The sequence below is a fragment of the Wukongibacter baidiensis genome (genome assembly GCF_050888315.1).
Taxonomy (GTDB): Bacteria; Bacillota; Clostridia; order Peptostreptococcales; family Caminicellaceae; genus Wukongibacter; species Wukongibacter baidiensis.
Map to the genome: position 1 here is coordinate 1,932,384 of NZ_CP138202.1, position 23,087 is coordinate 1,955,470.

18 protein-coding genes are annotated in these 23,087 nt (G+C 33.6%); 5 read left to right on the forward strand and 13 right to left on the reverse strand.

The window, feature by feature from the left end; genetic code table 11:
- Positions 1 to 114 precede the first annotated feature (114 nt).
- Positions 115 to 1,476, reverse strand: a complete 1,362-nt coding sequence (locus R9X47_RS08760) for a lycopene cyclase family protein (RefSeq protein ID WP_432666423.1) — start codon at positions 1,474 to 1,476, stop codon at positions 115 to 117.
- A 425-nt stretch (positions 1,477 to 1,901) separates the two neighbouring features.
- Here R9X47_RS08760 and R9X47_RS08765 point away from each other — a divergent pair, with 425 nt between their 5' ends.
- Both R9X47_RS08765 and R9X47_RS08770 read left to right on the forward strand, forming a co-directional pair.
- A complete protein-coding gene (locus R9X47_RS08765) occupies positions 1,902 to 3,458 on the forward strand; it encodes an ABC-F family ATP-binding cassette domain-containing protein (RefSeq protein ID WP_432666424.1) in 1,557 nt (518 codons plus the stop codon).
- A gap of 356 nt (positions 3,459 to 3,814) precedes the next feature.
- Positions 3,815 to 6,721 (forward strand): ABC transporter substrate binding protein, encoded by a 2,907-nt coding sequence (locus tag R9X47_RS08770; RefSeq protein WP_432666425.1) that lies wholly within the window; start codon positions 3,815 to 3,817, stop codon positions 6,719 to 6,721.
- 137 nt (positions 6,722 to 6,858) lie between these two features.
- On the opposite strand, the gene R9X47_RS08775 is transcribed toward R9X47_RS08770, so the two are convergent.
- The 9 genes from R9X47_RS08775 to R9X47_RS08815 form a co-directional block, all read right to left on the reverse strand.
- Positions 6,859 to 7,308 (reverse strand): threonine/serine exporter family protein, encoded by a 450-nt coding sequence (locus R9X47_RS08775; RefSeq protein ID WP_432666426.1) that lies wholly within the window; start codon positions 7,306 to 7,308, stop codon positions 6,859 to 6,861.
- Entirely contained in the window at positions 7,308 to 8,081 is a 774-nt protein-coding gene (locus R9X47_RS08780) for a threonine/serine exporter family protein (RefSeq protein ID WP_432666427.1), read from the reverse strand. Before R9X47_RS08780 ends, R9X47_RS08775 begins: the two co-directional genes overlap by 1 nt.
- Before the next feature lie 166 nt (positions 8,082 to 8,247).
- Positions 8,248 to 9,864: a carbon starvation CstA family protein gene (locus R9X47_RS08785; RefSeq protein WP_432666428.1), complete on the reverse strand. Its 1,617-nt coding sequence runs from the start codon at positions 9,862 to 9,864 to the stop codon at positions 8,248 to 8,250.
- An 84-nt stretch (positions 9,865 to 9,948) separates the two neighbouring features.
- Positions 9,949 to 10,443, reverse strand: a complete 495-nt coding sequence (locus tag R9X47_RS08790) for a hypothetical protein (RefSeq protein ID WP_432666429.1) — start codon at positions 10,441 to 10,443, stop codon at positions 9,949 to 9,951.
- A gap of 247 nt (positions 10,444 to 10,690) precedes the next feature.
- Complete coding sequence (locus R9X47_RS08795; protein WP_432666430.1) at positions 10,691 to 11,455, reverse strand: MerR family transcriptional regulator; 765 nt, start codon at positions 11,453 to 11,455, stop codon at positions 10,691 to 10,693.
- A gap of 189 nt (positions 11,456 to 11,644) precedes the next feature.
- Positions 11,645 to 12,355, reverse strand: a complete 711-nt coding sequence (gene deoD / locus R9X47_RS08800) for a purine-nucleoside phosphorylase (RefSeq protein ID WP_432666431.1) — start codon at positions 12,353 to 12,355, stop codon at positions 11,645 to 11,647.
- Between the two features lie 175 nt (positions 12,356 to 12,530).
- Positions 12,531 to 13,736: an MFS transporter gene (locus R9X47_RS08805; protein ID WP_432666432.1), complete on the reverse strand. Its 1,206-nt coding sequence runs from the start codon at positions 13,734 to 13,736 to the stop codon at positions 12,531 to 12,533.
- A gap of 206 nt (positions 13,737 to 13,942) precedes the next feature.
- Complete coding sequence (locus tag R9X47_RS08810; protein WP_432667609.1) at positions 13,943 to 16,132, reverse strand: DNA topoisomerase III; 2,190 nt, start codon at positions 16,130 to 16,132, stop codon at positions 13,943 to 13,945.
- A 13-nt stretch (positions 16,133 to 16,145) separates the two neighbouring features.
- Positions 16,146 to 17,012, reverse strand: coding sequence for an HAD family hydrolase (locus R9X47_RS08815; protein ID WP_432666433.1), 867 nt, complete (start codon positions 17,010 to 17,012; stop codon positions 16,146 to 16,148).
- Between the two features lie 218 nt (positions 17,013 to 17,230).
- Between R9X47_RS08815 and R9X47_RS08820 the strand changes: the two genes are divergently transcribed.
- Complete coding sequence (locus tag R9X47_RS08820; protein WP_432666434.1) at positions 17,231 to 18,388, forward strand: MFS transporter; 1,158 nt, start codon at positions 17,231 to 17,233, stop codon at positions 18,386 to 18,388.
- A gap of 57 nt (positions 18,389 to 18,445) precedes the next feature.
- On the opposite strand, the gene R9X47_RS08825 is transcribed toward R9X47_RS08820, so the two are convergent.
- Positions 18,446 to 19,789 (reverse strand): PLP-dependent aminotransferase family protein, encoded by a 1,344-nt coding sequence (locus tag R9X47_RS08825; RefSeq protein WP_432666435.1) that lies wholly within the window; start codon positions 19,787 to 19,789, stop codon positions 18,446 to 18,448.
- A gap of 166 nt (positions 19,790 to 19,955) precedes the next feature.
- Here R9X47_RS08825 and R9X47_RS08830 point away from each other — a divergent pair, with 166 nt between their 5' ends.
- Both R9X47_RS08830 and R9X47_RS08835 read left to right on the forward strand, forming a co-directional pair.
- Positions 19,956 to 21,152: an aspartate aminotransferase family protein gene (locus tag R9X47_RS08830; protein WP_432666436.1), complete on the forward strand. Its 1,197-nt coding sequence runs from the start codon at positions 19,956 to 19,958 to the stop codon at positions 21,150 to 21,152.
- Between the two features lie 29 nt (positions 21,153 to 21,181).
- Positions 21,182 to 22,024, forward strand: coding sequence for a DMT family transporter (locus R9X47_RS08835; RefSeq protein ID WP_432666437.1), 843 nt, complete (start codon positions 21,182 to 21,184; stop codon positions 22,022 to 22,024).
- Between the two features lie 73 nt (positions 22,025 to 22,097).
- Here R9X47_RS08835 and R9X47_RS08840 read toward each other — a convergent pair whose 3' ends face one another.
- Positions 22,098 to 22,661: a DUF3795 domain-containing protein gene (locus R9X47_RS08840; RefSeq protein WP_432666438.1), complete on the reverse strand. Its 564-nt coding sequence runs from the start codon at positions 22,659 to 22,661 to the stop codon at positions 22,098 to 22,100.
- Positions 22,662 to 22,716: 55 nt separating this feature from the next.
- Entirely contained in the window at positions 22,717 to 23,085 is a 369-nt protein-coding gene (locus tag R9X47_RS08845; protein WP_432666439.1) for a GIY-YIG nuclease family protein, read from the reverse strand.
- Between the last annotated feature and the right edge of the window lie 2 nt (positions 23,086 to 23,087).

The window sequence follows — 23,087 nt, forward strand, 5'->3', positions numbered from 1 at the left end:
CTATTGTAGATGAGTGACTGAAAACCTTCCTAAGCGAAAGTAGACACTGAGGTTTCCTTCATATACAATGTAGCTAAACCTCCACACATCAATACACTCCTATCTGAACTCAGTTTAAGAAATCTCATCTATTACTTCATCATAATAATCGTATCCGCTTTCATCTTCACTATGATGATGAAATATTTTCTCAAATATTAAATCCTCAAATAAATATTTAGCTTCCCTAATTACCGTTAAATAATCTTCCTTTGGAATAATTTTGATCAATTCCCCTAACTTAAAATGTTGCAAAAATGATTTCAATAATTCTTCGATTTCTTCATGGGTTACCCTTAGTGTAAATACTTTTTCACAAATCAGTGGATCAATCATATTGAAGAAGTTAATAAACTTGTCTAAATCCTCGGCTGAACCGTTAGATAGAAAATGAGTAATTAATTTATCAAAAAGAATTTGATGCTTTTGATGAACGTTTAATTTAACAATATCATTCAGACTATTTTCATCAAGTCTATCTTCCTTAATCAGCTTTATGATATTATCAGCATAATCCTTATAATTAGTTAGAATAAATGCTAATCCCCATCCACATGGAGTCGTCCAACATCCTGCATCTCCTATAAAGTCAACATTATCTTTAGCCCTTCTTTCCGGTAATCCCCCCGAAGGATAGTATCCAAATCTTGGCTCTATAATCTCTACACCATGGAAGGCCTTTGTTGTTTCTTCTTCCCTAAGCATATGCATAAAAACTTCCTTAGCAAGGTCCATTGGCATTTTTTCTTTATTGAGATACAGCATAAAGAATAAATACGTTTCTTCATCTAAAACCATATACTCAAAAACTGGTCTTCCTTCCCTTAAAGAAGCATTCTTATCTATGTTAGTATCTTCAAAGGTTTGCCATAACATATAATCTCCGATTTTAATATTGTCAGGTCTTTCTTTATATTTAGCAGTACAACCATATATTGTCCACCAGTAATAATCCTGTTCCATCTCATAATTTTTTAGTACGACGGAATTGTGACCAGAAGCATCAATTAGTAATTTAGCTTTAAAGTCTCCCTCCGAAGTGGATACAGTAACTATTCCATTTTCCACTGAGTGATTTTGATAAAAACAGTTATTTATGATTTCTGAATTATTGTTTCTAATAACATCTACCCAATACGGAAGAAGCTCTTTCTCTTTAATAAAAGGATACCTCTCAAATTGTTTAACATCCCAGCTTAAATTTGCCCCAGAAAACGTACTTGCTAAATATCTCGTAACTCCACCATAAGTATACTTTATTATATCTTCGTTCTTATTAGCTACATCTAGCGGAACAAACCAACTTCTATCGGTTTCTCCAGCAGTCTCCTTTTCCACAACTAAAACCTTAAGTTCCTTAGAAAGCTCAGAACCTACACTAAGTCCGGCAGGCCCTCCCCCTACTATAATAACATCATATAAGTTGTTTTTCTGCATTCCCATGTCCTCCTATTCTCAATTAGCTTCCCCTACCCATAGATTTCTTTCTATTTACCCGCTTCTATCACATACCTATACACATTTCGACACACTCATCCAAATCCCTCCATGTTTGATAAAAAATAGAGATCATTTTATATAGAAATTTTGACGCAATTTTCCTTTAAAATTCTAATCAATTAATATATAATATATTTTGTATGTCAACATTTCATATAATCAAATTTTATCCCTTGACGAATCTTAAAAGCACTACTAAGACTATTATTAAATGTCTTTTAGTTCTTTAGAATGAATTTTAAATCTTTTGTATTTTAAACTAAAATGACTATACAAAATCATTTTAGTTCTAGTGAGTTTTTCTAATAATATATGAGTTTATAAATACTTTCAGGACAAGAACATTGAGAAAGGAGCAAAAAATGAGTATATTGACAGTAAAGAATTTGAGTCATGGATTTGGTGATCGTGCAATTTTTAATAATGTCTCCTTTAGGCTTTTGAAAGGAGAGCATATTGGTCTTATTGGAGCTAATGGAGAAGGTAAATCTACTTTTATGAATATTATAACCCGTAAATTAGAGCCCGATGAAGGTACAATCGAGTGGTCTAAGAATGTAAGAATTGGTTATCTCGACCAACACACTGCTCTAGAAAAGGGTATGACAATTCGAGACGTCCTCAAAACGGCCTTTAAGTATCTCTTTGATCTTGAGGAGGAAATGAATGACCTATGTAATAAAATGGCTGATGCTACACCTGAAGAGCTAGAGAAAATGCTGGAAGATATGGGTACTATTCAAGATGTTTTGACTAATAATGACTTTTATATAATCGACTCCAAGGTTGATGAAATAAGCCGTGGTTTAGGACTTAAGGATATTGGCCTTGACAAAGATGTCCATGATCTTAGTGGTGGTCAAAGAACTAAACTCCTACTTGGAAAACTATTGCTTGAAAAACCAGATATTCTTCTTTTAGATGAGCCTACAAACTATCTTGATGAACAGCACATAGAGTGGTTAAAACGCTATCTTCAAGAGTATGAAAATGCCTTCATACTAATTTCCCATGACATACCGTTTCTTAATAGTGTTATAAATCTTATATACCACATGGAAAGTCAAGAGCTTAACCGATATGTAGGTGATTACGACAATTTCATGCGTATATATGAAGCAAAGAAACAGCAGGTTGAAGCTGCCTACAAAAGACAACAACAGGAAATTGCTTCTCTGGAAGACTTTGTTGCAAGAAATAAGGCAAGGGTTTCAACAAGAAATATGGCAATGTCTAGACAAAAAAAACTTGACAAAATGGAACGTATAGAACTTAAAAGAGAAAAGCCAAAACCTGAGTTTAACTTTAAAAAAGCCAGAACCTCAGGAAAGCTGATTTTCGAGACAAATGATCTAGTAATAGGTTATAACGAACCTCTTTCTAAGCCTTTAAACCTGCGCATGGAACGTGGCCAGAAAATTGCCCTTATAGGAGCAAATGGGCTTGGAAAAACTACCTTGCTTAGAAGTATTCTTGGTGAAATCAATCCAATTTCAGGGAGTGTTCAGCTTGGTGATTATTTACACATGGGGTACTTTGAACAGGAGATAAAAGAAGCTAACTACAATACCTGTATCGAAGAATTGTGGCAAGAGTTCCCTTCATACAGTCAATATGAAATTCGAGCAGCCCTTGCAAAATGCGGTCTAACCACAAAGCATATTGAAAGCAAGGTTCTCGTACTAAGTGGCGGGGAACAGGCAAAGGTACGCCTATGTAAACTAATCAATAACGAAACTAATATACTTGTTTTAGATGAGCCAACAAATCATCTAGACGTTGATGCTAAAGAAGAGCTTAAGCGTGCTCTAAAAGAGTATAGTGGCAGTATTCTATTAATATGCCACGAACCTGAATTCTATAGAGATGTCGTAACAGATATCTGGAACTGTGAAACTTGGACAACTAAAATTGTATAATATGTGCTTAAGGGGTCTGTCTCATAATGTGTGAGGTGGGCTCTTTTATCTTTTCTCTAGTAAGAAGTAGTTAGTCTATATATTATACATCAATACTTATCAACTCTATTAATACTTTTTCTTTAAATTTCAATTATTTTATTGCTTTTCTCTATGATTTGCTTATTAAAAAATTTCTGATTTTTTGATATAATTTCTCATAGCAAAAAATTCCAATATTTATAAATTGAAGATTTTAAATACATAGCTATTTGCAATATAGAAAATCTACTATATTTTTTTATATCCTAATTAGAAATTAAATTTCTATAACATCAAATAATTTGTAATCTCTTTATTAACGGGGAGTTGATTGTATGAAAAAGCATGTAAAACTACACAAAGTACTAATTTCTATTTTTATATTTCTTTTACTACTATCTTTCTCCTACGCTGAGGAGGAAAGTAGAGTTCTATTTATCAGCTCATACAACCCCAGCTTTCCTACTTTCTTCAAGCAGATTGAAGGTATAAAATCAGTTCTTGATGAAGATAAATATGTTCTAGATATTGAATTTATGGATAGTAAACGATTTTTTACCGATGAAAACCTTAATAATTTCTATAAATTATTGGAATATAAGCTTAGTAATCAAGAAAAGTATGATGCTGTTATCGTATCCGATGATAATGCCTATAATTTCATTTTAAAATATCAAAACCAGATGTTTAATAAAACTCCTATAGTATTTCTTGGTGTTAATGACATTGATAAAGCTCTTGAGGCTAATAATAATCCCTATATCACCGGTGTAGTTGAAAGAATCTCTCTGAAAGAAACCATTGAAGCTGCTTTATCTATGAACAAAAATTCAGAGAAAGTTATTTCTTTAATTGATTCTACTGTAACAGGACAAAATGATTTTAAAAAATTCAATACAGTTTCTAAAGAATTTGATAATATAGTTTTCGAAACTATTTCTCTAGCCCAGTATGATACTAAGGGATTTATCCAAGAGCTTAAAAATATTGAGAAAGATGACACAGTTCTATTATTATCGGCTTATAAGGACAAAACCGGTAAGGTATTATCCTTTGAAGAAGGACTAAGTTTAGTACTAGAACATACTAAAGCTCCAATATATCATCTCTGGCCCCATGGTATTGGTAAAGGCTTGATCGGTGGAAAAACAATATGCCATAGGGAACAAGGAAGGGTTGCAGCTACCCTTGTTAAGGATATCCTAAATGGAACTGCTGTCGAAAGTATCCCTGTCATATTAGAAAGTCCAAATAAATTTATTTTTGATAATAATGTCTTACTTAAGTACAATCTGAATAATCTACCTAAAGACAGTATCCTGATAAACAAAGAGATTAATTTTTTTGAAAAATATAAATCTATTGTTCTAACTGTATGTGGAGTTTTCATTGTCATGCTATTCTTGATAATACGTTTGATTATAAACATTGAAAAAAGAAAGAAAATGGAAATGAAGTTAGTCAATAGAAATGATGAATTAACCGCCCTTTACGAGGAACTCTATGCATCTGAAGAAGAGCTTAAGAGTCAATATTTTAAACTTGATGAAAATCGTAAGGAAATTCTAAGGAGTAAAGAAAGGTATCAGTTAGTCTTTGAAGCTAGTAATGAAAACCTCTGGGAATATAATTTTGCTTCAAATAGTTTTTACTGTTCTCCAGGATTAATGGAGCTATTAGGTGACTCATTTGATTATTGTAATCCTACAATCGACCTATTCTTAAACCTCATACATAAAGATGATTATTTTAAGTTTAAAACTGTCTTCAAAAATCTAGTCAGTGGAAAAATCGATAGAGTTAGTCACGAATATAGATTTCTTGATCAGTATGGTAATTATAGATGGTTATATATTAAAGGTAAATCTCTAAATGATGATGCCGGAAATCCTAAGTTTATTGCAGGCTCGTGCTCTGATGTAAATGAAAAAAAGACTCATGAACAGCGAATAAGAAAACTTGCTTACTATGATCCACTAACAAACTTACCTAATCGAGTTTTATTAAATAAAGTTTTAGAAAAGGAAATTGACAAGAATGATTTCACTTCTGTAAAAGGAGCAATTTTCTTTATTGATGTTGATAATTTCAAAGTTATAAACGATACCTTGGGTCATGTTTTAGGAGATAAAATCTTAGTGGAAATAAGCAATAGATTTAAAGATATAGCGGAAAAAAATAATTTCGTAGCAAGGTTAGGTGGAGATGAGTTTGTCCTGCTCTTAAAGGATATATATTCTATAAACGAAATAAGCCATATTGCAAATAAAATTATAAGTATTTTTGAGAGTTCTTTTCTTATCGAAGAAAAGGAATTCTATTTGACGGTTAGTATAGGTATAACAATTTATCCCCAGGATGGACATAGTGTAACTGAACTTTTAAAAAATGCTGACACGGCTATGTATAAAGCAAAATCCTTAGGAAAAAATCAATATGTCTATTTTGCAAAAGAGATGAATGAAAAGATCTTTAGAAAAATGCATCTACAAAACAGATTGAGGAATGCTATAGAATGCAATGAACTCACATTATACTACCAGCCTAAGGTTAATCTAAAAAGTAATGAGATCATTGGTCACGAAGCTCTTATACGCTGGATTAATCCTGAACATGGATTTATTCCACCCAATGAATTTATTAGTATTGCTGAAGAAAGTGGGTTGATTTTTAAACTCGATACATGGGTTTTTGAACAAGCCTGTGAATTTAGTAAGAGAATTAATAAAAAATCAGATAGAATTATCAATGTATCTGTAAATGTATCACCTGTAGAATTGATGAATGCTAACTATATATCCAATATCGGAAAAATACTTAAGAAAACAGAGGTTGATCCTAAACTAATTGGGATTGAGATTACGGAAACTGCACTAATGCAGTCATTTGAATCCAATAAGCGAATCTTAAATGAGTTGAAAAATCTTGGTATACAGATATCTTTAGATGACTTTGGTACTGGTTACTCATCTCTAAACTATTTAAGAAAACTTCCAATTGATGTGTTAAAAATTGACAAATCCTTTGTTGATGATATGGAAAGTGATGAGGATGCTAGAACTATTATACAATCCATAATTGATATCGCCCACAATCTTGATCTTCAAGTTATAGCAGAGGGAGTAGAAACAGTAGAACAGAAAAATGCATTAGCTGAATATAAATGTGACCAAATACAGGGTTTTTTAATTAGCAGGCCATTACCTGAAGAGGAACTATCCAAAATCACCTCAAAAAAATAAATATTTCTGTAATTCAGATAGGATCTAAGGACAAAAGGACGACTTAGATCCTATTTAAGTTTTCTCCTGTGTTTATCTTATAAATTCTGCTTTATAAAAATTAAATATTCTTAAATATGCTTTCATTTACTCTTTTCCTATATTCGTCTAGATTTTTTATATCTTTTTCTTTTTTTTATTTTAGCAACGGAGGTTACAAGGATTATTCCCACCGATATGGCTCCACTGGTGAACACCGCCTCGGTTCCTAACTTTGCTGCCTCATAGAAATCCTGATTTATAAGGTTAACCATCGAAAGATATATTGTATATCCTGGAACCAAAGGAACAATTCCTGGGATTACAAAGGTTGTAACAGGTTTTTTATCTACTCTAGCAAATATTTCGCCTAGAATTCCAACAATAGTTGAAGCTACAAAAATTGAAAAAGCTGAAGATAAAGTTATTCCCTTGATATACATATATATTGTCCACCCAACTCCGCCTGTCACCCCTGCATAAAAAATAGATTTCTTAGGAACGTTGAATAGAACCGAAAAGCCCACGGTAGATATTACGGCAAAAACAAAATGCTTAAAATATATCACTAGAGCACACCTCCAAACAAATGCATCCACAGCTTAAGAACAGTACCCACTCCAACAGCAATGGATACAGCTATTAATATTGCTTCAGCAACTCTAGTTGCACCTGCTATTAAGTCCCCAGATATGAAATCCCTAAGACCATTAGTTAATGCAACCCCTGGAACAAGTGGCATAATAGATCCTACTATTATCATGTCAATACTATTGCCCCATCCAATGCTTTTTGAAATTAGCGCAAAAAAAGCTATTAAGGCTCCACTAGTGGCGTTTGCAAGAAATCCAGTGCTGCCAAATTTCTCAATTTCCCAATTCACAATTATTGCAATCATAGAAATAAAAAAAGCCAATATGAAGTCAGTAAGCCCTGCTCCAAACAAAAGGGCAAAGAAGGCTGAAGCAATACCAGTAAAGATGACTCTTGCAAAGTTCTTATACTTCCCTTCATTGTCTATTCTTTTTAGCTCTAATAAAGCCTCCTTTGGAGTCATATCTACTTTAACAAATTCTCTAGCAAAATTATTCACTTTGGAAATTTTGCTGAGATCTATGGTTCTAGCCTTTATTCGTTTTATAAAGCTTATTCCATCAAGCCTGTCGTCAGATACAAAGATACCCGTTGGAGTTACAAATGAATTTACATGTTTTAGTTCTTTAGATTTGCATATTATATTTATGGTGTCTTCAGTTCTATAGGTTTCTGCACCATTTTTAAGCATAATTTCCCCTGCATAAAGAGCAATTCTTAAAATTGCTTTCTTCTCATTTTCTGTCATTTATGCAACCCCACTTTATAACGAAATATGTATATTGATTATAACATTTAAGCAAAAACTAATAAAGGGGCTGACTCATAAAGGTTTCTCATGAGTTCAGCCCCTGGGTGTTTCAGAATGAGTGAAGCAGAAATTCACCATTATGACCCAGTTCAATTAAAGTCTATTACGCATCCACAGATTTTTTCTCTTTACCGGAAAGTACCCTGTATGCCTGCTGTATTAATATTAAAGCAAGAATAAATAATGCTATTGCAAATCCAACTAGGATTAGGTTTCCAGATGCAATATTCGTCTTTATTAAAAGTACCAGTGCTGTTAATGTAACTGCAAACATGAATACCATTGGATAAACAAACATTTTATTGTTTTTACCACTATTTGCAAGCCATGCCGCTAGTGCTAGCAACGCCAATGCTGCTAATAGCTGGTTTGCTGATCCGAATAAAGGCCAAACCTTTTTCCACCCAGCAACTGCAAGCATACCACCTAAAACAACAGTTATTGCTGTAGAAATATATCTGTTTGTTGCCAGAACACTTTGAACTTCCTTTGTTTCGTCTTCAAAGAATTCTTGGAAAATAAATCTTGCTAGTCTAGTTGCTGTATCAAGACTTGTAAGGGCAAAGGCCGATATAGCCAATGCGACAAATGGCTTTCCAACTGACATCGGGATTCCAATTGCAGTCATAAATGTTCCAACACCATCAGAAAATACGTTAACTGGTCCACCGGCTGCTAGTAATTCCTTAAGCTTATCTCCACCTACATAGGCTGCTGTAATTAGAGCTATAACAGCTAGAACACACTCTATAAGCATTCCACCATAACCGATTACCTTAGCGTCGTTCTCATTTGTAATCTGCTTAGAAGAAGTACCTGAACCAACCAAGGAGTGAAATCCTGATATAGCTCCACATGCTACCATGACGAATAACATTGGGAACATATAGGTTCCTCCTACATTAAATCCACCAAAAGCCTTTAATTGTAATGCTGGTCTATACATTAATAAGCCTATAACGGCTCCACCTATCATTGCATACAACAAGAATGAGTTTAGATAATCTCTAGGCTGTAACAGTATCCAAACTGGAGTAACCGAAGCTATAAAGATATATCCTAGAATGAGCACTATCCATGTAGTTTTTGAAAGAACTAAAGGTGCATTCATTCCAATCCATATACATGCAAATAATAGAACAACACCAATAATACTTCCTATTGTAAGAGAAACTCCTCTTCTGTAAACTGCAAAACCAAAAACTACTGCAAGTATTATAAAAAGTATAGATGCAGTTGCTGCCTGTGGAACACTTACAAAGGTGTTGGCAACTACGTTGACAAATGCAGCTACAACTAGTAATAGGGTTAGCCATGCAAATATTGCAAATAATCTCTTACCTGTCTTACCGATGTTCGCCTCTATTATCTGGCCAACGGATTTCCCATCATGTCTTATGGATGCAAATAGTGATCCAAAGTCTTGAACACCTCCGAAGAAAATACCTCCAAAGATAATCCAAAGCATTACTGGAATCCATCCAAATATTGCTGCTACTATTGGTCCAACTATAGGACCTGCTCCTGCTATAGAAGCAAAGTGATGGCCTAAAAGAACCGGTGCACTTGCAGGAACATAATCAACACCATCGCTCATAGTGTGGGCTGGAGTTTTTCTCTTAGGATCAACTCCCCATTGCTTACATAGCCATGAACCATAGGTTACATAAGCAATTGAAAATACAACAATTGCAATTGCTACTAAAAATAATGAGTTCATAAAAATACCTCCTTTAGAGTTTATATAATACATCTGAAGCTGTAAATTTTATATTACAATTTCAGAATTGTATTCAAAGTATTACTAAGGAAGATAAAACTGCACTGCCTTTTTTGCTTTTTTACTTGGTATCGCTTCGCCTTTGCTTAAATCTATTAATATAAGTCTGACTTCACACCATCCTTTTAGGCCAAAGAAAAAGCTTTTTTGATAATGAAATTTCTTAATTCCCTTAATGATGTCAGTTTTAACAGTTTTGTCCACTGCTATAACACCTGTAATTGTGCTAGACATATGGTCATGATGTGGATTCACAAAATCATTAATACTACACTTTAGAATATTGATAAGCTCTTCTAACTGAGATTCATCTAAGCTCTTAAAATGCTTCAAAAAACAGTACTCGTCATTTTCGAAGGCATATATTGTCAGCTTTTTACTTGCTATATATCTCTCATTTCTTATATTCGAGATAGCAAAAAGCTCAAACGTTTCCTTATTGTATATATAATTTTCTTCTATATCAAAATATCTAGTAAGTCTTTCTTTAATTTTTTCCTTATAAGTATCAAAGCACATATTATCACCATCATTCTCAACATATTAATAACCTCAATATACAAAATTTTCACACAAAATACATCTGTTGTTTCTCGAAATACAATTTTCTATACACAAAATGCGTATTTTCATACATAAAATGCATTTTTTTACCAATAAATTTATAAAAAAGAGGGTGTCTCAGAATAACTAATTTCTGAAACACCCGTGCTTTAACTTATAGAAATTTTCTACCAGACATCACATATTTTTAATCTCAGCCCTATTACTTTTTACAGTTGTCACAATATATGTTTATTGCATCTCTGACAAACGCTGCTAAACCAGGTCTATATTTTTCGTAAAATGCCGTGAAGCGTTCATCACTAACATATAAATCACCAAGGCCCCTAAATACTTCTAGGGTGCAGTCGTAAAAATATTTTGTGATGAATTGTCTGAATTCTCCTATCAACTGCTGAACATCTTGATTTTCAGGAGCAACATCCATTAATTCTGCAAGTTTTCTATATATTTCATCACTTGTCGATTGGATCTGTTCCCAATCCTTTTCTCTATAACTTGAAGTTTTTCTTTCACACTCCTCGGCAACCTTTTCGCCGTACTTTTCTCTTACTTCCTTAGCATATTTTTTCTTATGCTTCTCTATATCTGACATATCAAAGGCTTTAAACATATCTTTCTTATTCATTTCAATTCCCCTTTCAATTGACTCTATACTTTTTTCTACCATATCAATTATTTTTTCAAGTCTTACCTTCTTCTTCATTAAAAACGCCCTATGTGATTTTAATGTCTGATTCCTATCAAAGTTAGGACTATCTAAAATTTGCTTTATTTCTTTAAGATTAAAGTCAAGCTCCTTAAAGAAAAGGATTTGCTGTAATCTTTCAAGGCTACTGTCTGAATAAAGTCTATAACCTGATGACGTCACAGAGGTCGGTTTAAGAAGTCCTATTTGATCATAATGATGGAGGGTTCTCACACTTATCCCTACCATGTCCGCTACTTCCTTTACTTTCAAATTCATATTATCACCTCCTGATTACATGATAATCTATAACGTAACGTTAGAGTCAATAGAAATCTAAATATTTTTTCTTGATAATTTATAGTATATGGTTTTGATTATTTATTAATTAGATGATGTTGAAAATCAAAAAACAAAAATACCACAATTCGCAAGCCATGTGCGAATTGTGGTATTTCTACTTTTTCTCTATTCAGCAAATTCTAATGCAATTTCCATCATCTTAGTAAATGAGTTCTGTCTTTCCTCTGGAGTCGTTTCTTCACGAGTTAGTATATGATCGCTTACGGTCAAGATGCATAGAGCATTCACTCCAGCCCTAGCAGCATTCATATATAATGCTGCTGCCTCCATTTCTACACCTAAAACACCCATATTCATCCACTTCTTTATTGCCTCAGAATCATCATTATAGAATATATCGCTTGATAAAATGTTTCCTACATTTACATCAATATTCTTCTCATCGGCAATTTTCTTAGCTTTTTCCAGAAGCTTCCATGAGGCTATTGGAGCATATGTACCAGGTAAATTGTATTGACTTGCATAGTTTGAATTTGTACATGCTCCCATTGCAAAGATAATGTCATATAATTTTAAATCTTCCTGCATCGCTCCACAAGAACCTATACGAATTAAATTTTTCACTCCAAAAACATTTATCAATTCCCAAGAGTATATAGCCATACTCGGCATTCCCATTCCTGTTCCCATTACTGAGATTTCTCTTCCTTTGTACTTACCTGTATAACCAAACATGTTCCTAACTGCATTAAATTGCACTACGTCTTCTAAATAGTTATCAGCTATATACTTTGCACGTAGGGGATCTCCTGGTAATAGAATAGTTTCAGCAATTTTTATGTTTTCAGATTTTATGTGTGGAGTAAATTTTGCCATCCTATATTCTCCTCTCTTCTCTTGTTATTAAATTATTTTAATATAATACAGCACTTCTAGTTTAGTATATTGAAGTCTATCCTTCAAGGATATATTTGTTATTTTCTTTAATTATTATTATTTTCTAATGTTACCTTGTTGTATTCCTATTATTTGACTGATGTTTATAACAAATTTATTCTTTAGCAAATTTAAGTTTTGACCTACTCAGCTTAAAAAGTACAATCATATTTATAAACATAAAAAGAGGTATGAGTAGTAGTATATTTCTTATGCTGTAATTAACAGATATATAAGCCCCTAGCATCGGAGAAACCATCCAGCCTAAGCTTCCAACCAAACCCTGAAAACCAAAAAGTTCTCCCCTTCTTTCAGAAGGAGTATTTTCAGCGGTCGTAGAGGTAATAATCGGCTCAATTCCCCCAAGAAAGAAAAACATCATCCCATATAGAGGAATAAATATGTATAATGAATTTGCTACCTTTAAAGTTAAAGATATACAGAAACTTATTAAAATCAAAGTAGTAGCTAATTTGACCTTATTTACTCTATCTCCTAGGCGGCTTATGGTGAGTCCCGCCAACGCCGTTGCAAGACCTGCTGTACCACTAATAACTCCAGTTAGCTTAGCAGCTCCTTCTGTACCCTCTAGAGTAGATTGGACAAAAAGCGGTATATATGGCGAAAACACCGACCTAGTAACGCGATGTAAAAATAGAACCAGTAGCAAGGATAGAATTAAAGGTGTAAAAAGTTTGAATTCCTTATTGCAGTCTACCGATTCCTCTTGCTGTTTTCCTATACCTATAATGGATTTATCCTCAACAAGCATAAACAAAACAAGAAAGAATCCAATAAGCATAAGTCCTGAACCTGCAAAGAAGCTAAATCGATAACCAAAATACTCTGCACATATTCCTCCAATAAATGGACCAATTGAATATCCTATGAAGGTAGAAGATGAGATAAGACCCAGGGCATAAGATAATCTGTCCTTAGGAGTATTTGCTGCTACAAAGGTCGTTGCGGCAGTTCTAGTTCCCGTAAACAACCCCTGACATGCTCTTAAAATTACGAGTTGCCAAACATTCCTTACAAGTCCCATTCCTCCAATGACTAACACAGCAGCCAGCATTGCTCTAAGTATCATAAGCTTTCTACCCCATTTATCGGCTAACCTTCCCCATATAGGAGCCATAATAGCCATAGTGACAGCCGGCGCTGTACTCAGTATTCCTGTAAAAAGCTTAATCTGATTAGGATCAGTTACTCCCATTTCTTGGATGTAAAATGGAATAAAGGGTAAGCCTAAACCAAAACTCATAAGTGAAATAATTTGCGTAACCCAGAGTGTATAAAGATTTACCTTCCATCGCTCCATAAAATCATACCCTTTTCATTTTTTTCTTTCCCTAGATAATAATAACACATCTGAAAAAGAAAAAAAGCCTAATTATAGATAAGCAACGTTGAAATTTATTTAACTTTAAAATCATTATCAAAATATAAGATAAAATTTAAAACTAGTATCTCTTTAAATTTTAACTTTAGAAGATACTAGTTTTTTAGGAAAATAAATAATATACTTTATTTAAGTTTTAGCTTAGCCAGCGCATCGGCAAGGGCTGTGTTGAATGGTCCATCATCCTCTTTTTTCTGATTTTTAAGGTATTTTGCAACATCCTTCTTTGAACCCTTATCCTTGTCCTTAGCTCTTCTTTGCTTGAATGCAGAAAGCTTTTCCCTATAACCACAGCTACATACAAATAACTGGCCTTCCCCTTGTCCATGCATCTCCATTTTCTTATGGCAGTTTGGACATCTTGCATTTGTCTTTTTACTTATCCCCTTTTTATAGCCACATTCCCTATCTTGACAAACTAAAAGCTTACCCTTTTTACCCTTTACCTCTAATAAATATTTCCCACAGTCAGGACATTTACTTCTCGTAAGATTGTCGTGTTTGAAGGTTTCCGTACTATTTTTTATATCATCCACAATAACTCTTGTATATTTCTTCATCTCACTTACAAAGGTGTTTTTATTTAATTTCCCCTTAGCAATGGCTTCTAGCTTTTGCTCCCATTTCGCTGTTAGGGCTGGAGATTTTAGATCCTCAGGAGCTAGTTTAAGAAGCTGCTTTCCCTTTGAGGTAATAAATATATCCTTTCCCCTCTTTTCAATCAAATAACTATTAAATAGCTTTTCAATAATATCTGCCCTTGTAGCTACAGTTCCTATTCCTCCTGTTTCACCAATTGTCTTTATCAAATCCTTCTTTTCACCGGCCATGTATTTTGCTGGGTTTTCCATGGCAGAAAGCAAGCTTCCTTCATTAAACGGTGATGGAGGTTTTGTATCGCCCTTAGTTCCTGAAATTGTAGTGGTTTTTAAGATATCTCCTTTGTTTACATCGGGTAGTATCTGTTGTGAAATTCCATCCTTTGAATCCTCATCGTCAAAATCGTTTTTATATACTTCCTTCCAACCTTGACTTATGACCCTTTTACCCTTTGCTATAAATGTTTCTACTCCTATTTTAGCCTTTAGGGTTATTTGCTCATACTCAAAGGAAGGATATAACACAGCAAGAAATCTTTTAACAACTAAATCATATATTCTTCTTTCCTTATCGCTCATTGCTCCTAGAAAAACTGTCTCCTCAGTAGGTATAATTGCATGATGATCCGAAACCTTGCTATTATCCACAAAGCTTTTATTTGCCTTTATAGGTCTCTTTAAGGCTTTGAAAGCTATGCTAGAATAGGGACCAACTCCGCATGCCTTAATTCTATCCTTTAATGTTTCCACTATATCACTTGAAATATATCTTGAATCGGTTCTTGGATAGGTTAATACCTTATGACTTTCATAGAGTCTCTGCATAATTGAAAGTGTTTCCTTAGCAGAGTAGCCAAATATTTTATTAGCATCTCTTTGAAGCTCTGTCAAATCATATAGCCTAGGAGAAAACTTCTTTTTATGTGCCTTACTAATCTCACAGATCTCAGCATTCTTATTTTGAATCGACTTTAATATCGCATCATTTTTATCCTTATTAAAGGTTCTAACATCATTGGTTTTACTATCCTGCCAAGTCAACTTCAAGTTTTTTGCTATGGCTGTAATACCATAGAAGGTCTTAGGTTTAAAGTTTCTTATCTCTTCTTCTCTTCTTGCTATCATAGCAAGGGTTGGAGTTTGAACCCTTCCGCAGGATAGCTGAGCATTATATTTACACGTTAATGCGCGGGTAGCATTTATTCCAACAATCCAGTCAACCTCTGCCCTTGTAACAGCAGCTGCATATAGATTCTCATAGTCTTTGCCACTCTTTAGGTTGCTAAATCCTGCCTTAATAGCCTTGTCAGTAACCGATGAGATCCAAAGACGTTTAATAGGCTTTTTTACACGCACCTTCTCTATTATCCACCTTGCTACAAGCTCGCCTTCTCTTCCTGCATCGGTTGCAATAACAATCTCATCGACGTCTTTTCTAAGCATCTGGGTTTTCACCGCATTAAATTGCTTACCACTTTTCCTTATAACAACCAGTTTTAAATGGGATGGCAGCATTGGTAAATCTTCTATTTTCCATGATGAATAACTCTTACTATAGACCTCTGGATCAGCTAGTGTAACCAAATGCCCAAGGGCCCAAGTAACAATGTATTTACTTCCCTCTATATATCCATTTCCTTTTTTATTACAATTTAAAACCCTAGCTAATTCCCTTCCTACTGAAGGCTTTTCAGCTAATACTAATATCTTGCCCATGATAACATTCCTTTCAATATGCTTCTTGTAATTTCTTTGATTCTTCATATGCATCCTGTAGTATAAAATCAACTACGCTATCATTTTGATTCTCTCCAATTATCTCGGTAGCACGGCCTTTAAGCTCCTTTTTTGCATTTTCTACTGCTATGGCCCTGTCAGCTCCCTCAAACATTTGTATGTCGTTTATATTATCACCAAATACAACGGTTTCACAGTTCTCTAAGTTTTCAAGCTCTACGAGGGTTTTTATAGCCTGTCTTTTTGTTGCCCTCTTGTCAAGGATAGTGAGCCAGTACCATCCTGGAGAGTATTGATTATCCATCACATGTACTTCTAATACCCCTGAATAACTTTCCTTCAAATAACTTGTTAGCTCAGTTAAGTTCTCTTTTTTATCCATTACGATAAATGATATGATTTTCTCTTTAAGAGTTTCTTCTATATTACTTAGTTGCTTTACTCTCTTATCCTTTGCCTTTTTTCTATCTTCTAAATACCACTTCATACCATAAGTATTGGCTTTTTCATAATATAAATTGTTTTTGCTTCCATCGTAGCATGATATAAATGGATTGCAATTATGTTTTCGTATCACCTCTAAGACCTCTGATGATATCCCACAAGGTATGTCATTTATAACAATATGTTTTCCTGTTTTATAATCAGTGATATAGGCTCCATTCCCTCCTATTATAGGCATCTTTAGGGGTAAATCCTGTAGTATTTCCTTTATAGAATATATGTTTCTTGCACTGGCTACAGTAAATTTTATATCGTCATTTATTAGTCTAGTCAAAGTCTCTCTAGAATATGGAGAAAGTGTTGCATCATTTCTAAGGAGAGTTCCATCTAAATCACTTATATATATCCTATTCATCAAAGCCTCCAAAGTAATTATTTGACCCATATCATAAATTTATTCTGAATTCTTATATTTTTGACTTCACTATAAACGATCTGGGTTTTATTATAGTCTTAATTATACCATTATGTTATAATATGGTGTATTTTTATTTATCTCTTGATTAAAATAATAGAACTTTGAATTTGTCTTGATGTTTAATTAAACCATTTTACTTAGAAAGGCTTGATAACATGACAGCTGTAATAAGTCATTTCCAATACATATATTTTGTTTTCTACTTTACTATTGCTATTTTTTCTGGTTTCACAATTCCCTACTTAAACAACCTAGATTTTAGTAATACTAAAGTCGGCTTTATGATGTCTCTATTGTATCTTTTCGGCGTCATAGGTCAATCATTAACGGGTTATATATGTGATTTAAAGGGGACAATAAAGAAGATATTTTTCCTATGGATGGTTTTCTTAGCGACATCGATCTTTATATTTTTTAAATTAAACAGTCAAACTCAATTAATTATTTTTCTCTGTATAATAGGTTTTTTTCAGTCATCGGTATTTGCTCTATTGGATAGCTGGGTAATGGAGAGCCATGAGATTGTGAAAAACACCTTTGGTCCCATCCGCGCATTTGGCTCCATCGGTTGGGGTATATCTACTGTAATAGTTGGAAAAATGATTGATAAACTTGGATGGGGAATAATAGGTAAGCTGTATGTCATCTTTACCTTCATACTTCTATTAATTAGTTATAGAGCTAAGGATGCAAAGCATGATACCCATGACATGGATACAGATCCTATTACATTTAATAGTCTTAAAGCTCTACAAAAAAACAAGAAATATATATTTCTTCTTGTCATATTCTTCTTATTATATTTTTCGTTCCATGCAATTGGAATGTTCTCAGTTATATTGATCGATGACTTTGGTGGAACCAAAACACATATTGGCTTGTTTTGGTTATTAACTGCCCTTAGCGAGGTTCCTATACTGCTAAATGCTAAGAAGCTGATGAATAAGCTAAAACCTTCTTTCTTACTAATTATTTCATCCTTCTTTTTCTTTTTAAGAACTTTGCTAACGGCCTTTGCAAACAGTGTAATTTCAATAATCCTATTATCAACGCTACAGATGCTATCCTTTAGTATTCTGTTGTTTATATCTAAGTACCTGATAGATGACGTAAGTCCGAATCATTTAAAAACATCTTCTCAAACTATTGCTACAGCACTTTCAGCTGGGCTTAGTGGAATCATATCCCTTAACTTATCAGGATATCTTGCTGATAAAATCGGAATACAAAATATGCTATTTTTCGTATCGTGCCTATGTATAATAGGGTTTGTTTTAAGCATCAAATATTATAAAGAAGATATTTTAAATTAACTGAGGAAATTGCATAAATTCTGTCAAGTTAGAATTATGCAATTTCCTCAATCCAGATTAATGTTCTTTTTTCATCCGATATATTTCTTTAAACAATACTCTCATACCGATTCTGATTTTCTCTTGGGACAACTTAGATATACATATTCTTAAGCTGTTTTCATTTGGAATATTTCCAATAAAGAATCGCTTTGCAGGTGAAACATAAATATTTTTATCTTTAAGTCTTCTAGCCAAGGTATTTGCATTAACTCTCCTATCTAACTTTATCCAAACAAAGAATCCTGTTTTAGGAATAAAAAGTTCTGTTCCTTCAGTGTCTAAATCCTTTAAACATTCCCTTAGATAATCCATCTTCGCCCTATATTTTTGCTGAACTTTCTTAATATGATTATTGTACATTCCGCTATTAATAAAAATCTCTAAGCCCCCTTGGGCCAACACCGATGTATTTAAATCATAATGTCTCTTATGTCTTAAAAATTCGCTTTTCAGCTTTTCATGTAATACTACTGCACCTATCCTTATGCCAGGCATAAATGCCTTAGAGAAGCTCTTTACATAAACGACCCTTTCCCATACATCATAATAAAACATAGGCAATGACTTTTTATTTATATCAATATCACCTAGATAATCATCTTCAATGATATAAACGTCATGTTTCTCTGCCAACTCTATTATTTTTTTCTTTTCATTTTCTAAGTAACTAGCCCCTAGTGGATTATGGAATCTAGGAATGATATAAAAAAGCTTTATATCCTCATTTATAAAAAATCTCTCAAGCTGTTCAAAATCTAAGCCATTGTAATCCCGGTCTATTCCTATTAATTTATCTCCATTCAATTCTACTAATCCATGTATTAAGCTGTATGTAGGCTGCTCTACTAAAATGTTTCTTTTCCCATTTGGAAATGGCATTTTTAATAATATACTTAGGGCTTGTTGCGAACCAGAAGTAATAAAGATCTTCTCTTCCGTGGTAAATATTTGATGTTCACTAAAATGATCAACCAATACTTTCCGTAGTGACTCTAATCCCTGTGTATGGCTATATGAAAAAAGATTGTTCTTGTATAGTTCCACGGCCCTGTTTATACAATGATTGAACTCTTTGTATGGTAGTAATTTGGGTTCAGGCATTACCGATGAAAAGTCAATAGAGTCATATTCATCTTTATCTAAATTATTCTTTTCCACAAGATAGTATCCACTCTTAGGGATTGAATATATTTTATGGTTTATTTCAAGCTCCTTGTAGGCTCTTATCACCGTTGATTTATTGCAATTATACTTACTTGCTAATGATCTTATTGGAGGTAATCTATCCCCTTGTTTTAACTGGTTCTCTGAGACTAGTTTCTCAATATAATCAATTATTATCTCATATTTTCTCTTCATAATTCCACTCCCCTATTACCTCATTGAGTTTGACAGCCTTCATCATATATAGGACAGATATTTCTGTACCGGTACAAAAGTCCTTTTTTGATATTGTACCGTATATTTTTACTAGATATAATTTGATTATAATAGAAAACTGAAATCTAAGGAAGGGGTTTGTGACATGGGAAAAGTAAAATTAGAACATATATTAGACTGCTGTCCAATTGTTAAGACAGATATTGTAAGGGCTGAAAATACGCACTTATTCAGTAGTATGGGTGAAGAATTTATCGATTTTGAATCTGGGATATGGTGTACTGCCTTAGGCCATAGTCATCCAAGAATTAATAGGGTTATGATAGAACAGATGAAAAAGGTCGTCCATGTACATTATAAACTAACCTGTGATACAGCAGAGGTTTTAGCTGTAAAATTACTTAATCTCCTTGGATTTCAAGATGGCAAAGCTGTATTTTTAAGCTCTGGTAGTGAAGCAGTTGAACTAGCCATAAGGCTTTCAAAATTAATTTCCACCAAAAGTAAACTACTAACATTCTCTAATTCATATTTATCTGCATATTCAAATACTAGCTTCCCTAGGGATAAAAATTTGTGGACACAGATAGATTTTCTAAAGTGTAGTAATTGCGTGAAGAAGGATTGTACGAAGGAATGCCATGTACTAAAAAACATTGAGTTCGATGATATTGCCACCTTCATCCTTGAGTCTGGAAATTCAGGTGGAAGAGTTCTTTTACCACCATATAAACTTGTAAAGTTCTTAGCCTTAGAAGTAAAAAAGTACGGAGGTACAATTGTTGCTAACGAGGTTACCACTGGTTTTGGAAGAACAGGAAAATGGTTTGGTTTTAATCATTATGATATACAGCCAGATATTATTGCTCTTGGCAAGGCCCTTGGCAATGGATATCCAATTAGTGCGGTAGTAATGGGAAAAGATATATCTGATAGGGTAGAAGAAAAAAACTTTGCCTATGCTCAATCACACCAAAATGATCCCCTTGGATGTGTCATTGCTAATGAAGTTATAAATATCTTTGAAGAGGATAATATGATTGATCGTTCAAGGGAAATCGGAGAGTTCTTTTTTCATCAATTAAAGAAAGTACAGAGCTCAATTTCAATTGTCTCAGAAGTTAGAGGAAGAGGTCCTATGCTAGCTATGGACCTAAGTATTAGTAATGTAACAGAGATCATCTTAGAAAAAATGCTGAAAAAGGGCTTTTTTATCGGAACAACTCCAGTCTCTAATTCTCTAAGATTCTATCCAGCACTTACTATCTCTAAGAGTGATATTCTAGGCATGTGTACAACCCTTATTGAGGTACTAAAAGAGATAGAAGATCAGAATATATAATTATATATAGAATAGCGAGGTAAGAAATTATGAATAATGATAGAAAAAAAGCAATAATCTACCTTATAATTACAGCAGTCTTATGGAGTATCGGTGGCCTATTTATCAAACTAGTAGATTGGAATCCAATGGCAATTGCCGGTGCCCGAAGTGGTATTGCAGCAGCTGTTATGCTGATTTATTTGAAAGAGCCAGTAATTAGACCTTTAAGTACATTAAAGAAATTGGGTGCATTTGCCTATGCATCACTTTTAATACTATTCGTTACAGCTAATAAACTCACAACTTCTGCCAATGCTATATTATTACAATTTACTGCTCCAATATGGGTAGCATTATTTTCACGTTGGTTTTTAAAGGAGAAAATACGAAAGTCCGATTGGGCTGCAATTATCGCCGTTATGTTGGGAATGCTCTTGTTCTTCGTTGGAGATTTACAGAGTGGAAATCTTATTGGGAACTTTGTAGGTGTTTTGAGTGGTATCGCGATGGCAGCCTTCATCATTCTTTTAAAGCTTCAAGCTGATGACTCCCCTATGGATATTACTTTGGTGGGCAATATTATTACATTTGTTATTTGCTTTCCCTTCTTTTTTCTATCTGTTCCAAGTATCAATAGTATTTCAGGCTTACTGATATTAGGTGTGTTTCAGCTAGGAATCCCTTACATTTTATACACATCATCTATTAAGCACGTATCAACCGTTGAGGCTGTTTTAATCCCATTTATAGAACCTCTGCTCAACCCAGTTTGGGTATTCTTAGTTACTTCAGAAGCTCCTAATGGTTATGGGTTTTTAGGCGGAACAATCGTTGTTATTTCTTTAATTAGCAGAGGCTTATATCAGCAAAGAAAAAAAATAATTCTTTAATATGATGCTTTTTCTGAAGAATAAAGGTGCAATTAGACTAGCGTTAATCTAATTGCACCTCGCATTTAATCTTTTATTTCTTTTTCATATGGCGAAAACCCATCTTCAAAAGGAAACCATTAAACCATGTAAATTTAAACGAGTTTTTCTTTAAATCCTTTCCACATCCATTACATTTATTAGAATACCATGAAAAGGTAGTTTGGCACTCTGGGCATTGCCATCTTTTTTCTTGTTTTTCAAGCCACTCATTAACGCCAACTCTTTTGATTGTTTCTAGATTGCCTTCTTTTTCCCTTAAGTGTGGCAATATCCTTTCACCTTTTTTATGCTCGATCAGTATTTCACACGGGTATTCAGTACAATCTGAGCAGTGTTCAATGGCTTTATCTATTGCACAGGTTTTTATTTTACATGATCTACAGTTGATAAATACGGTATCCGATTTACATCCATGACATTTTAACTGTAGATCATGTTCTTCATAGGGTAACCCCTGTGCCTCTTGAAATTCTTTCACTGTAGAATTACTCCAGAATGAAGCAAACTTGCTCTTATCCCCTGTCTTGTGAGCTGTTAGAACATCACATGCACCACAATAAAGCCCACAATATGAATCATGATTATACTCACCCATAATAGTCTCTCCCCCTTGATTTTACTATTCAATATCATATTCAAATAATTACTTCTTACTTATATAGTTCTATAGATTCTTTATTTAACCTTTCTAGCCATATCATCTTCATTATCTCTAATTCTTCGCTATAATCTGTTTTTTCTCCCTTTTCATCGTATTCCAGGTATTGAAGCACTTCAAAGGAAAAGGCCTCCTCACCATATTGTTTCCAATCTCTTTGCATTTCCTTTACCATGTGGCTTCCCATCTTAAGCTGAAATTCATGACTATTGAAGGTGCTCTTTATATCTTTGCTTACATTCATAAGAGCTCTTCCATTCATATTATTTTTTATTATATATGCTCCCATTGGAGGTTTCATTTCTAGATATTTTTGTTTCAATTCCTTCTGTCTTTGCTTTTTTTGCTTCCTTGCTTCCATTA

Bases quoted from the DNA above. Each gene is read 5' to 3' on its own strand.
- R9X47_RS08845 (WP_432666439.1), bottom strand. From the start codon at position 23,085: ATGGAAGCAAGGAAGCAAAAAAAGCAAAGACAGAAGGAATTGAAACAA.
- R9X47_RS08785 (WP_432666428.1), bottom strand. From the start codon at position 9,864: ATGAACTCATTATTTTTAGTAGCAATTGCAATTGTTGTATTTTCAATT.
- R9X47_RS08770 (WP_432666425.1), top strand. From the start codon at position 3,815: ATGAAAAAGCATGTAAAACTACACAAAGTACTAATTTCTATTTTTATA.
- R9X47_RS08790 (WP_432666429.1), bottom strand. From the start codon at position 10,443: ATGTGCTTTGATACTTATAAGGAAAAAATTAAAGAAAGACTTACTAGA.
- R9X47_RS08765 (WP_432666424.1), top strand. From the start codon at position 1,902: ATGAGTATATTGACAGTAAAGAATTTGAGTCATGGATTTGGTGATCGT.
- R9X47_RS08820 (WP_432666434.1), top strand. From the start codon at position 17,231: ATGACAGCTGTAATAAGTCATTTCCAATACATATATTTTGTTTTCTAC.
- R9X47_RS08780 (WP_432666427.1), bottom strand. From the start codon at position 8,081: ATGACAGAAAATGAGAAGAAAGCAATTTTAAGAATTGCTCTTTATGCA.
- R9X47_RS08815 (WP_432666433.1), bottom strand. From the start codon at position 17,012: ATGAATAGGATATATATAAGTGATTTAGATGGAACTCTCCTTAGAAAT.
- R9X47_RS08760 (WP_432666423.1), bottom strand. From the start codon at position 1,476: ATGCAGAAAAACAACTTATATGATGTTATTATAGTAGGGGGAGGGCCT.
- R9X47_RS08835 (WP_432666437.1), top strand. From the start codon at position 21,182: ATGAATAATGATAGAAAAAAAGCAATAATCTACCTTATAATTACAGCA.
- R9X47_RS08795 (WP_432666430.1), bottom strand. From the start codon at position 11,455: ATGAATTTGAAAGTAAAGGAAGTAGCGGACATGGTAGGGATAAGTGTG.
- deoD (WP_432666431.1), bottom strand. From the start codon at position 12,355: ATGGCAAAATTTACTCCACACATAAAATCTGAAAACATAAAAATTGCT.
- R9X47_RS08830 (WP_432666436.1), top strand. From the start codon at position 19,956: ATGGGAAAAGTAAAATTAGAACATATATTAGACTGCTGTCCAATTGTT.
- R9X47_RS08805 (WP_432666432.1), bottom strand. From the start codon at position 13,736: ATGGAGCGATGGAAGGTAAATCTTTATACACTCTGGGTTACGCAAATT.
- R9X47_RS08840 (WP_432666438.1), bottom strand. From the start codon at position 22,661: ATGGGTGAGTATAATCATGATTCATATTGTGGGCTTTATTGTGGTGCA.
- R9X47_RS08810 (WP_432667609.1), bottom strand. From the start codon at position 16,132: ATGGGCAAGATATTAGTATTAGCTGAAAAGCCTTCAGTAGGAAGGGAA.
- R9X47_RS08825 (WP_432666435.1), bottom strand. From the start codon at position 19,789: ATGAAGAGAAAATATGAGATAATAATTGATTATATTGAGAAACTAGTC.